Annotated in this window: 11 protein-coding genes; 4 read left to right on the top strand and 7 right to left on the bottom strand. The window is 65.2% G+C overall.

Features of this window, described 5'->3' with window-relative positions; translation table 11 throughout:
- From tdh to VF497_RS13065, 7 genes are all read right to left on the bottom strand, one after another.
- The coding region (tdh, locus tag VF497_RS13095; RefSeq protein WP_330889401.1) for an L-threonine 3-dehydrogenase at positions 1-870 on the bottom strand (870 nt) is incomplete at its 3' end.
- A gap of 161 nt (positions 871-1,031) precedes the next feature.
- Entirely contained in the window at positions 1,032-5,108 is a 4,077-nt protein-coding gene (locus tag VF497_RS13090) for a pilus assembly protein (protein ID WP_330889397.1), read from the bottom strand.
- A 5-nt stretch (positions 5,109-5,113) separates the two neighbouring features.
- Positions 5,114-5,650 carry a hypothetical protein gene (locus VF497_RS13085; RefSeq protein WP_330889395.1) on the bottom strand — a complete coding sequence of 179 codons (537 nt, stop codon included), beginning with the start codon at positions 5,648-5,650 and terminating at the stop codon, positions 5,114-5,116.
- A 68-nt stretch (positions 5,651-5,718) separates the two neighbouring features.
- Positions 5,719-6,864: a PilW family protein gene (locus VF497_RS13080; protein ID WP_330889393.1), complete on the bottom strand. Its 1,146-nt coding sequence runs from the start codon at positions 6,862-6,864 to the stop codon at positions 5,719-5,721.
- Positions 6,865-6,879: 15 nt separating this feature from the next.
- Positions 6,880-7,299, bottom strand: a complete 420-nt coding sequence (locus VF497_RS13075; protein ID WP_330889391.1) for a hypothetical protein — start codon at positions 7,297-7,299, stop codon at positions 6,880-6,882.
- Positions 7,300-7,308: 9 nt separating this feature from the next.
- Positions 7,309-7,887: a GspH/FimT family pseudopilin gene (locus tag VF497_RS13070; protein WP_330889389.1), complete on the bottom strand. Its 579-nt coding sequence runs from the start codon at positions 7,885-7,887 to the stop codon at positions 7,309-7,311.
- Positions 7,884-8,345: a type IV pilin protein gene (locus VF497_RS13065; RefSeq protein ID WP_330889387.1), complete on the bottom strand. Its 462-nt coding sequence runs from the start codon at positions 8,343-8,345 to the stop codon at positions 7,884-7,886. The genes VF497_RS13070 and VF497_RS13065 overlap by 4 nt, the downstream gene beginning before the upstream one ends.
- A gap of 274 nt (positions 8,346-8,619) precedes the next feature.
- Between VF497_RS13065 and miaA the strand changes: the two genes are divergently transcribed.
- From miaA to hflK, 4 genes are all read left to right on the top strand, one after another.
- Positions 8,620-9,582 (top strand): tRNA (adenosine(37)-N6)-dimethylallyltransferase MiaA, encoded by a 963-nt coding sequence (gene miaA, locus VF497_RS13060; RefSeq protein WP_330889385.1) that lies wholly within the window; start codon positions 8,620-8,622, stop codon positions 9,580-9,582.
- A 173-nt stretch (positions 9,583-9,755) separates the two neighbouring features.
- Positions 9,756-10,016, top strand: coding sequence for an RNA chaperone Hfq (hfq, locus tag VF497_RS13055; protein WP_330889383.1), 261 nt, complete (start codon positions 9,756-9,758; stop codon positions 10,014-10,016).
- 6 nt (positions 10,017-10,022) lie between these two features.
- Positions 10,023-11,411 carry a ribosome rescue GTPase HflX gene (hflX, locus tag VF497_RS13050; protein ID WP_330889399.1) on the top strand — a complete coding sequence of 463 codons (1,389 nt, stop codon included), beginning with the start codon at positions 10,023-10,025 and terminating at the stop codon, positions 11,409-11,411.
- An 89-nt stretch (positions 11,412-11,500) separates the two neighbouring features.
- On the top strand, positions 11,501-12,217 hold a 717-nt coding region (hflK, locus tag VF497_RS13045; RefSeq protein WP_330889381.1), incomplete at its 3' end, for an FtsH protease activity modulator HflK.

The raw sequence follows: 12,217 nt of genomic DNA, 5'->3' as shown, positions 1-12,217 counted from the left end.
CATGCGCCGGCCGTAGATGCCGTGCAGCACGAGGCCCTTGAAGATGACCTTGTCCCAGTTGATGCCGGCGCCGTTCGGCATGATGCCGAGCATGGCGATCTTGCCGCCGTGGTACATGCAGTCGAGCATGTCGCCGAATGCCTTCGGGTTGCCCGACATTTCCATGCCGACATCGAAGCCCTCCATGTGCAGGTCGGCCATCACGTCCTTGAGCGACTGCTTGGAGACGTTGACCACGCGCGTCGCGCCCATGTCGGCGGCGAGCTTCAGGCGGTAGTCGTTGACGTCGGTGACGACGACGTTGCGCGCGCCGATGTGCTTGGCAATCCCTGCGGCGATGATGCCGATCGGGCCGGCGCCGGTGATGAGCACGTCCTCGCCGATCAGGTCGAATTCGAGCGCGCAGTGCGCGGCGTTGCCATAGGGGTCGAAGAACGCGGCGAGTTCGGACGGAATCTGGTCGGGCACCGGCCACAGGTTCGACGCCGGCATCGCGATGTATTCGGCGAACGCGCCGTTGCGGTTCACGCCGATGCCGATCGTGTGCGGGCACAGGTGCTGCTTGCCGGCGCGACAGTTGCGGCAGACGCCGCAGACGATGTGGCCTTCGGCGGAGACGCGCTGGCCGATCGTGTAGCCGCGCACGCCCGGCCCCATGTCGACGATGCGGCCGACGAATTCGTGGCCGATGACGAGGCCCGGCTTGATCGTGCGCTGCGACCACTCGTCCCACTTGTAGATGTGCAGGTCGGTGCCGCAGATCGCGGTCTTTTCGAGCTTGACCAGCACCTCGTTCGGGCCGATCTCGGGCATCGGCACCTGCTCCATCCAGATGCCTTTGCCGGCTTCGCGCTTGACCAACGCCTTCATCATTGCTTGCGACATGGGAGTGTCCTGACGGGAATGCGCAATTATAACTGCGCACGGACCGCGGAGACGGGACGCTTTGCATCGCGATCCGACGGTCAAATCGATTGTCTGCAAGGTGAAGGCCAGGCCGTGGCAGCAACCTCGCGAGTTGTGCTTCTGCGTCAGTCGAGCACTTCGCGCCAGTTCACGCGCGAGACGCCCGCGCCGGCGGCGGCTTGCTTGACTTTGGCGGTGCCGACCGACAGGCCGGTTTCGCCGTAGAGCAGGGCGACCTCGCTGGTATTGTTGCTGCCCGGCAGCGCGACCATCTGCACCTTGGTCACCGCGCTCTTCGTGCTCAGCGAACCGATCGTCGCGCCGGAGCTGTTGAGCAGCGCCGACTTGCCGCTGGTGTAGTCGGCGTCGTAGACGGTGCCCTGGAACGAACACGGATCCGCGGTCGGCGTGAGCGTGGCCCAGGCGACCTGGAAGATGCCGGCTGCCGCATCGGGGTCGACCACGACGCGCTCGGTGGCGCCGGTGTCAACGTCGCCGGCATGGCCCTTGAGGTCGTAGTACCAACCCGAATCGGTGTCGGCCAGCGTCTGGGTCAGGCCGACGGTCAGATCGTCGACCTTGATCAGGTCACCGCGCCTGATCGGCGAGGTCGCGCTGGACACGGCGAGGTCGGTGCCGTCGCGCAACGCATACATGGTCTGCTGCTGGGTATCGGTCAGGTCGCCGATGTCGAGGAACTTGCCGGTGCCGACGAACACCCAGCGGCGCAGGGCGAGGCCGGTCGAGTCGACATCGACTTCGATGCGCGGTGCGGTGGTGATCGGCTGTGCGTTCTTGCTCCCGTCCTGCAACTGGGCGAGTAGCGTAGGGTCGGGGTAGGTGCCGGTACCGGACAGGTCGAAGCGCCACACATTGCCGAGCAGGTCGCCGGCATAGACCTGCTCAACCGTGTTGTCGCTCAGCGTGCGCGTGAATGCGGTCGCGCGCGCCAACCCGCTGGGGCTGTCGGCAGTGCCGGCATCGTCGGTGGTGAACGTGGCGAGCTTGGCGCCGGTCTTCGCGTTGAGCACCCACAGATGGCCGTGGCCGCTGCTGTTGTTGTAACCCGAAGTCACCAACACGACCCAACCGTACTTGCGCGTCTTCACGATCAACGGGCGACCAAACGTGTAGCCCATGTCGCTGTCAGTGAATTCCCACAACACTTTCTGCGCGATGGCGGCTTCCTGGGTCGCGCTGCTGGTCGTGTCGAGCGCTACTGGCGCCTGGGTCACGTCGAGCGCATAGATGCCCTTGCCGCCCTTGCCAAGACCGCCGACCAGCAGCGTGTGCCACTCGGGCGTGCCGGGCGTGGCGCCGCCGGTCCAGCCGAAATCGACGTCGGCGACCTGCGGCGTCTGGTCGACGTAGAAGTGGTGCGCGTACGCATTCGTGGTCACGCCGGTCAGGTTGCCGAGCGCAGCGAGACCATTGACCGGGCCGCTGGTCGCATCGCCGTAGACGAAGCTCGGCACGTAGGCGAACAGTTCGCTGCCGCCGCCGGTGACCGGGTTGGTCGTGGTCGGCGTCGAGAAGTCCGCGGCGAACGCATGCAGCATGCCGTCGTTTGCACCGACGTAGACGACCGGGCTGCGGTCCTTCACCGTTGCCGTGAAACTGGCGTAGCCGGGGTTCGCCGCATCGGTGTAGATCGGCGAGAGCGCGGCCTGGACGAGCACGGCTTCCGAGTTGACGATGTCGCCGAGCACGTGTTTGCGCGAATGATACTTGGTGCCTTCGCTGCTGCGGTCGCCGCGCAGGAAGTCGAGCAGGCCGCTGTCGCTGTTCAACGCGGCCTGCTGAGTGGCGGACAACTGGCCGTAGCGGAATGGCACGCCCTTCGCGTTGTAGGTGACGATGCGCCGGCCGGTATCCCAGGCGAGCTTGCTCGAGGTGGTGCTCTCCTTCGCCTGCACGAGGTTGTCGAGCTGCGTCTGCGCATGCCAGTCCGGCGGCGGATTGACTTCGGTGATGCTGCCACCGCTGACGCCGGTGCCGATGAAGCCTTTCACGTCGCCGCTCCATTCGCCCGGCGTATATTTGGTCTGGTACAGCGGGAAGCCGGTCGCGCCGCCGGCGTTGAATGCCGTGGTCGCGTTCGAGAGCACGCGCGATGCGGTGACGTTCGGGCCGGAGGCGGCCAGCGGCGTCTTCGATGACACGCGGTTGAATATCTGGGCGAGTCCGGACTGGATCAGGTCGGGGCGATTGCCCTGGGAATAATTGTCCGGGCGCAGATCCTTGCCCGAGATCGTGCTGCTGTTGGTGTGCCAGTTGAGGAAGCTCTGTGGCGTCGGCGCTCTCGTGGTGCCGACCTTGGCGCAGCTGGTCGGGTTCGTCGTGCACTGCTGGTCGTCGACGTCGAAGCCGCCGTATTTCGCCGCGAGCCAATACATGTTCGGCCCCGGGCTGGTCGAGACCTGGCCGGTCTTCAGGTTGCCCGGGTTGTAGACTTCGTTGCCGTTGCTGCCGTCGTAAGGGCCGGGCTCCATCACGTCGACGGTATAGGTATCGATCGTGACCTTGGTGTTCTTCTTGTTCGGATCGCTGTCGGTCAGATCCGCGCGCTGGTTTTGCGTATGCGCGTAGTAGGCCATGCCCGCCATGCCGTAGGTGGGCGCGTTGCCGTAGGTCGAATCCGGCTCGAAGATCGTGCCGAGCGTGCCGGCGCCCAGGCCGAGGTAGCCGGCCATGCTCTTCGATGCGGTTCCGCTCGGTGAGCCCTTCGCCTCGACCAGCGGCAGGTCGCCGAGCGCGTTGACCCAGGCTTGTGCGTCGAGGCCCGGATCGCTGCCGCTCGCGGCCAGCGGCGCGAGCGGGTCCTTGTTGCTGCATGCACCGTTGTTTGACGAGTTCGGGCCCTTGCTCGGAATCGCCGAATCGCAGTGCGTGTGCGAGTCGCCGATCGTGACGATCGCATTGCCCTGACAGGTGTACTGCACCGGATCGTTGCCCGGGCTCGTGATCGCCGGGAATCCGTCGAGATCGGCCGCGGTGAGGTTGCCGACACCCTGCTTGTAGCTCGTCGCGAGCGGGACTTTCTTGTAGTAGGCTAGCGTCGCCCAATACAACTCCGACAGCGTGTCGAGATTCTCGTAGCCGGTTTCCTGCAAGCCGAACTGGTTGAGATAGTTGATCGCGCCGCTCTTCGTCACCCCGGATGCGGTGGCCGAGGCCGGGTCGGGATTGGCGACGAATACGCCGGTGTCCTTGTCCCATTCCTTGTTCGGATTGTCCTGGCGCGCGCCGAATCCGTTGTAGCTGGTCGGGCCATTGTCGCGCAGCAGCGCGCGCACGAGGCCGTTGGGATGGTTGCCGCCGTTGTTGAACACGTAGCCGGCCGCGCCGACGCGGATGCGGTTCGCGTTCTGCTGGATCAAGCCTTCGGGTTTATCGTATTTGCCGGCACCAGGATAATCGCTGACTGCATGCGCGCTGTTGCAGTTGCTCTCGAGCATGCCGGTAACGCAGACCTGTACGCGCGCATAGTAGACCGTGCTGGTCTTGCCACTGTTGCCGCCGCCATCGGTGAAGTTGGCGTTGTTCGAGACCTCGATGAACACACCCTTGTCTTTGTTCTTGCCCAGCTCGACCGGCGGGTTGGATGCATTGACGGAACGGATGTACACGTCGCTCGCCGCGGCCAGGGTCAGGTCGCCGACCACGGTCGACGGCGCGACATTCGCGGTCGCGCTCAAATGCTTGGTCGGGAAGTTGCTGTTCGAACCCTGCGAAGTGCGCCGCGAACGCTGCAGCACGGTCGCGCCGTTCGCTTCGTCGATGACGCGATAGCCGCCGGTCAGTGCCTGGCGGAACTCGTCGAGCGCGGTCATCGATGCCCAGTTGAGCATGTTGCCGCTCCAGTGCGCCGCCGTCGTCGTCTTTGCGCACGCGCTCGTGCCGAGCAGGGCGACGGGCACGAAATAATTCTTCGTCGTGTCGTAGTCGTAGCACTTCTTCGGATCGAAGTAGCCCAGATACGTGCTGCTGCTCTTGTAGCCGGCGGTGTCGGTATACGCGGCGACGTTGCCGGTCGGAAATTCGACCGACAGCGCCAGCATCAGGTTCGCGGGCACGTTGCTCGCACTGTACAGCGGCTGGTCGGACAGCGGCGTCGCGGCCTGCGCGGCGAGGCAGGCCAGCGCACCGAACAGGCCGGGCAGCAGGCGCCGGAGACGGGGACGGTCAGGGCAGGTCGTCATGGCGTTCAATGCAGAATCGTCTGGACGAAACTCACCGTGTTCTTCGGGCCATCCACGCGCACCGTGAGGCGGAACGCGGCGGTGACGCCGTGCAGCGCGAACGCCGTGTCGCTCATCTGGTTCGCGCTCGATCCGGCCGTGATCGACACGTCGGGCGCGATGCAGACGCTGGCGTCGGCCTTGCCCGCCGCGGGACAGAGCCGCTCGACGACATAGCGGACGTTGTTCGTGGCGCCGACGACGCTGGCCGCGCCTGCGTAGGTCGGGTCGGTAGTCAATTGGTCGGGGATGCCGGCGTGGCTGGTCGAGGCCTGCACCGAGGCGTAGTAGCCGGACTCCGGCTGGTCGCTTTCCCCGCCCGTGGTGAGCGAGCCGAGCAGCGCCTTGGCCGCTTCGTAGGCCTTCTCGGCCTCCTGCACGCCGCCCTGGCGGAAGGTCATGCTGCCGGCGACGACGTTGGCCGTGTCGACCGAGCGCATCAAGGCGATCGCCGCGAGCAGCGTGGCGACCAGTACGATGACGGCGATGAGCATCGAGATCATGCCGCGCTGCCGGCGCGGACCATGACCGGATGGGGTTGTCCGGAATATTCTTCTTTGCACGACGTGCCTCAGCTGAACTTCTGGATGAATGCGTTGCGCAGCGGAATCACGGTGTCGTACACCTTGTACCGGAAGCGCGGATTGGTGGTGACGCTGAACTGCAATGCGGCGGCGAGATCGCCGAACAGCGTGATGTTGGCCGCGCCGGTGTATCCCGCCGCGACGCCGGGCGCATCCGCGCGCTCGGGCAGTTCGCTCTGCGCGACGATGGCGATACGGATCGCCTTGATCTGTGCCATCGCGGTCGATGCGGCCGTGCTGCTCGCGGTCAGCTTGTCGAACGACCAGTTGCCGCTCGGCGCGACCCATTCGTCGATCTCGCCATCGCCGGCCTTGCCGCCGCCGGCGCCGTCGTCGACGCCGTACAGCGCCTTGATCGTGACGATGCCATCAGCAAGCGGCACGGTCGCGCTGCCGGTTCGTTGCAGCAGGTCGTAGCTGACCAACTCGTTCGTGCCGGTGTCGACGCCGAACAGCGTGAAGGCGGGCGCGGGTCCGAGGTCGAACAGGTAGCCCTGGCCGCTGAACGCGCCCTTGAAACCGCTGGCCGGGCTGTCGTTCGCGCCGAGCGAAATGCGCTTCGTGGGCGTCGCGACCGAGGCCGCGCGTGCGAGCGTGCAATCGCCGCTCTTGTCGCTGCCGAGCAGGTAGTCGTCGGCGTAGATGCCCATGCTGTTGTCGACATCGACGCTGTCGATCGCGCTGCTCACGGTGACCGCGGACTTGAACGTGCGCACGGCCGGATTGCCGCCGACCATCGCGAGCTGGTCGCCGCCGCTCGCGGCATCGCCGCTGACGATCAGCACCGGCACCGCGCGCGTCGTCGCCGGCCATGCGGCGAATGGCGCTGGCGCCTTCGCCGCGCCGAGCGGCAAGCGCTGCGTGCCGCTCGAATACGCCGTGATCGCGCAGCCCCACAATCCGTAGTTCTTGCCTTGCACGAGCCCCGAGCCAGCAGTGCGCAGCTGGCGCTCGAGTTCATACGTCGAGTAGGCGCCGTTCTGCTGCGCGTCGTCGCCGCTGGTCGTCGTGCGCTTCTGCGCCTCGAACGCGGCAAAGGTCTTCATCATTGCCAGTGTGCCGATCAGACTGATCAGCATGCCGACCATCAGTTCGATCAGGGAGAAACCGGCGGCACGCGTCCTCGTATGCATATTCGCTCCGTTGCCTCAGCGGGTGATCTGCGTGCGCGAAACATAGGTGTGGACGGGTTGGTCCGCGGAATCCAGGGTCTGCCAGGCGACCGTCACGACGACGAAATTGCTCGTGTCGACATCGATCGTGCCCTTGCCGCTCGGCAGCGCCTTGGCGACGGCGCTGTTCCAGTCCTTGTAGCTCTGCGGGCCGGTACCGCCGGTACCCTTGAAGTTCGTCGCGAGCTGGGCCGGATTGCTGCCCCACATGCGCGCGATGATCTGGTCGGCGAGCAAGGCGGCGTCGGTGCGGTACTTCGCCTGGCCCGCCGCGGACACGGCCTGGCCTTGCAGCTTCACCATGCCGAGAATGCCGATCGAAAAGATCACGATCGCGATCAGCGCATCGAGCAGGATCGTTCCGGACTGGCGGTGTGGAGCGCGCGGTTTCTGCATATGCCTGCCTCAGGAACAGCCTTGCGGACTGGTGTCGTGGGTAAGCGCGGGATCGCACATGCGGATGCGGCCGCCGATCGCGATCGTCGTGACCAGGCGGCGCGTGCCGGATTGCGCCGAGGACGCATCGACGCGCACGAACGACGCCACGCTGTAGCCGACCGGCCGGCCGAGCGCGTTGAACGTGATCCCGCCGGCGCCGCTGGTCAGTGCGGTGTCGAACTTGCCGTTCGCGTACTGCGTGTCGGTCTGGGTGCCGATCACGACGTCGCCGGCGCCGCCGGAAGCGTTGAACGATTGCGGCTTGTCCGTGACCCCGGCATCGGCGCAACTCGTCTTGCCCGAAGGCAGGACGCAGACGGTCCAGCTGGCGCCGCTCGCACCGAGTTCGAAGCGCACGTTGGTATTGCGCTGCACCGCTTCGTTGCGCGCGAACTGCAAGCCGTTGTGGATCGATTCCGCGGCATTGCGGATGCGCGTGTTGGTGAGCCACTGCGAGTAGCTCGGCAGCGCCATCAGGATCAGCAGGACGAGGATCGCGAGCGCGATCATCATTTCGATCAGGGAAAGGCCGCGATTGCGTTTCATTGGCAACTCCCTCCCTTGCGGATCACCCAGCAATTGATCATCGGCGGCGCCGTGCCCCATTTGGCGGGCAGTGCGGTGGTCGTCTGCGCGTTCGCGTTGTCGACCTGATAGATGAATCCGGCGACCGGTGAGCCGGATTTGCCGGTCATCGTCGCGATGTAGTCCTGAAACGGCGTTTTCGTGGTACAAGAGAAATCGAAATACTTGAGCGCGGAGCTGAAGCTGGACGTGTTGGCGCCGCAGCCGGCGGCAGTGCCGTAGCCGCGATTGTCCTGGTAGTACTGTTCCTGCTTGACGCGGAAGTCCGCGAGGCCGTTGGTCGCCTCGGTCAGCTTGCTGCGCGTGATGTAGTCGGAATAGGCCGGCAGTGCGAGTGCGGCGAGGATGGCGACGATCGCGACCGTGATCATGAGCTCGATCAGCGTGAAGCCGGCCGTTCGCGACTGCAGACTGCGCATGCCAAAGACCCCTGTGGCTTGACCCGGCCGCTACGGTTTCACCACCCTGCCTGGTTCGGCAGGACCGCGGCGCACGCGTCAGCGGAAAATGCCCGCCGGCGTACCTGCGCAACACAGTTTCTGTTGTTTTTGCGCAGAAATAGCCGACGAACGGTTGCACTACTCCGACCAATGGTAGCAAATCGTAAAAAAAATGTGTTGTGAAATACTCCGCGCTTTGCCGCGGGACAACTCGCCACAAAGCGGAACTGGTCGCCAGATTGAAGGTGCCGACATGCCGTGCGACCCAGCCGACCAGCGTCCGCTGGCGATCTTCCTGATGGGCCCGACGGCCTCGGGCAAGACCGCGCTGGCCTTGCGCCTGGCCGAACGGTTCGAGGTCGAATTGATCAGCGTCGATTCCGCGCTGGTCTATCGCGGCATGGATGTCGGCAGTGCCAAACCGGATGCCGACACGTTGCGTCGCCATCCGCATCGGCTGGTGGATATCCGCGATCCGCGCGACGTCTATTCGGCGGCGGAATTCCGCAGCGACGCCCTGCGTGAAATGGATGCGATTTCGGCGCAGGGGAAAATCCCGTTGCTGGTCGGCGGCACCGGCCTGTATTTTCGCGCGCTGCAAGGCGGCCTGTCGGATCTGCCCGAGGCGGACGCGAGCTTGCGCGAACGCCTGGGTAGCGAGGCGCGCGCGCTCGGCTGGCCGGCGCTGCATGCGCGCCTCGCCGCGCTGGATCCCGCAGCGGCGCTGCGTATCCGATCCGGTGATACGCAGCGCATCCAGCGCGCGCTCGAGGTGATCGAATTGACCGGCCAGCCGCTGTCGCAGTTGCAGGGCGGGGCGCGTGAGCGATTCGCTTGGCGCGTGCTCAAGCTTGTGCTCATGCCCGGGGATCGCGCCGCGCTGCACGCGCGCATCGCCGAACGCCTCGATGCGATGTTCGCGCAGGGGTTTGTCGACGAAGTGTGCGGACTTCGTGCACGCAGCGACCTGCACGCCGAACTGGCCTCGATGCGCGCGGTCGGCTATCGCCAGATCTGGCAGCATCTCGATGGCGAATTCGATCTCGCCGAATGCCGCGCGCGAGCGATCCATGCAACGCGCCAGCTGGCCAAACGCCAGATGACGTGGTTCCGCGGCGATCGCGACGCGGTGACAGTCGATCCGCTCGATCCCGGCCATGTCGCTCGCGCCGAGCGCGCAATGGCGGATTTTCTGGCTCGCCCGATGCTCGACTAGGCGCGTCCCATGGACACGGCAAATCGTCGGCAACCGCGAGAAGTCCTAGCCCGGATTGTTAAAAAACGATACAATCCGTTCATCTTGAGCCGAGGCGCTGCGACCACCGTTTTCTTGGGTAGGCCCCTTTTGTCGGTTCGTACAAGTTGGTAAGAAAGTCAGGAGAAGAAGAAATGTCAAAAGGTCAGTCGTTGCAGGATCCGTTTCTGAATGCGTTGCGCCGCGAGCGCGTTCCAGTCTCGATCTATCTGGTCAATGGCATCAAGCTGCAGGGGACGGTCGAGTCGTTCGACCAGTTCGTCGTGCTGCTGCGCAATACCGTGAGCCAGATGGTCTACAAGCACGCTATCTCGACGATCGTGCCGAGCCGCAATGTGCGCATCGGTGGCGATCAACCGCATGCCGCGGCGGAAGCGGACAGCGCGGAAGGATAAATCCTCCTGTTCGAACGTTCGCGCAAGGGTGAACGCGCGCTGCTGCTGCAGCCGCGCCGGGCGGGTGATTCCGCCGTTTCCCGCAATATCGAGGAAGTCGACGAGTTCGCCGAGCTTGCGCGTTCCGCCGGCGCGACCGTGGTCGGCTCGCTCGGCGCGCGCATCGACAAGCCCAATCCGAAGTTCTTCGTCGGCAGCGGCAAGGCCGAGGAACTGAAGGAGCAGCGCGCCGCGCTCGACGCCGACCTGATCCTGGTCAACCACGCGCTCTCGCCGGTGCAGGAGCGCAATCTGGAAAAGTATACCGAGTGCCGCGTCGTCGACCGCACCGGTCTCATCCTCGACATCTTCGCCCAGCGTGCGCGCTCGCACGAGGGCAAGCTGCAGGTCGAGCTGGCCCAGCTCAAGCACATGTCGACGCGGCTCGTGCGCGGCTGGACCCACCTCGAACGCCAGCGCGGCGGCGCGATCGGCCTGCGCGGTCCCGGCGAAACCCAGCTCGAACTCGACCGCCGCCTGCTCGCCGGGCGCATGAAGCAACTCGAGCAGCGTCTGGAAAAAGTCGAAACGCAGCGCAACACCGCCAAGCGTGCGCGCCAGCGCAATTCCGTGCCGACGGCGGCGCTGGTCGGTTACACCAACGCCGGCAAGTCGACGCTGTTCAACACGATCACCGGCGCCGGCGTTTACGCGGCCGACCAGTTGTTCGCCACGCTCGATCCGACCCTGCGCCGCATGGACGGTCTTGCCTGCGGGCCCGTGTTGCTCGCCGATACGGTCGGCTTCATCCGCGATCTGCCGCACGATCTCGTCGCCGCGTTCAAATCGACGCTCGCGGAAACGCGCGAGGCAGACTTGTTGCTGCATGTCGTCGACGCCGCCGATCCCGAGCACGACCAGCGCATCGAAGAAGTGCGGCGTGTACTCGAGGAAATCGGCGCGCAGGACGTGCCGCAGATTTTCGTCTACAACAAGATCGACAAGGTCGAAGGGGCACGTTCGCGTTCGGAGAGCATCGACGGCGGGCAGACCGCGCGCGTCTGGGTCTCCGCGGTCACCGGCGCCGGTATCGATCTGCTGCGCGATGCGCTCACGACGGCTCTGCAGCGCGATCGTGTGCATACTTGGCTCGCCGTGCCCGATCACGCCGGGCGCCTGCGCGCGCGCCTGATCGCGGCCGGGTTCGTCAGCGCCGAACGTCCGGCCGAACGTGGCTGGGACATCCAGATCGATGCGCCGCGCGCGCTGATCGAGCCGCTGTTCGGGTTGCCCGACGGCGAGGGCAACTGGCTGCGCACGCAGCTCGAGTCCACGCAAGCCGTCGCCGCGCCGAAGCGGAGCACGGCGAAAAATCAACGGCCGAAAGTCAGTGCCGAGTCAAGCGATTCGCGCTGAACGGCGCGCGAGGTTTGAACTTTGGGTTTTGGCCCTTACAATTTGAAAGCAACCGCACGCTGAATTCCGGTTGCCTACTGGAGATCACAATGGCCTGGAACGAACCCGGCAACGGCAACCGCGACCCCTGGAAAGGCAAGAAGGACTCGCCTGACGTGGAGGCGTTCCTGCGCAAGCTGCGCGACAACCTCGGCGGCATTTTCGGCGGTGGCAAGGGCGGCGCTTCGGCCACTCCGCCGGTCGGTGGCATCCTCCTCGGTGTCTTCGCCCTGGCGCTGGTCTGGGCCGTGTTCGACAGCTGGATTTCGATCGACGCGCAGCGCGTCGGCGTCGTCCTGCGCTTCGGCAAGTTCGATCGCATCATGCGCAACGGCCTCAATCTCAAATGGCCGGCGCCGATCGAACAGGTGGTCAAGGTCGAGACGACGAGCCGGCAGACTGCCGATGAAGTGCGCATGCTGACCAAGGACGAGAACATCGTCCAGATCAACTTCACCGTGCAGTACCAGGTCGTCGATGCGCAGAAATACCTGTTCGCCGCGACCGCGGTCGACGACACGCTCAAGCAGGCTGCGGAAAGCGCGGTGCGCCAGGTGATCGGCTCCAGCGACATGGACCAGATCCTGTCCAGCCACGGCGCCGACATCGTCGGCGAGACGAAGAAGGTTTTGCAGGGCACGCTCGACGCCTACGCGGTCGGGCTCAACGTCAACGAGATCAATTTCCAGAATTTCGCGCCGCCGCACGAAGTGAAGGAAGCGTTCGACGACGTCAACAACGCGAGCAACAACCAGAAGCAGGCGATC

The sequence above is a fragment of the Rudaea sp. genome, assembly GCF_036383415.1.
Classification (GTDB): domain Bacteria; phylum Pseudomonadota; class Gammaproteobacteria; order Xanthomonadales; family Rhodanobacteraceae; genus Rudaea.
The sequence above is the reverse complement of the archived record's forward strand: the minus strand, read 5'-3'. Positions and strand labels throughout refer to the sequence as shown.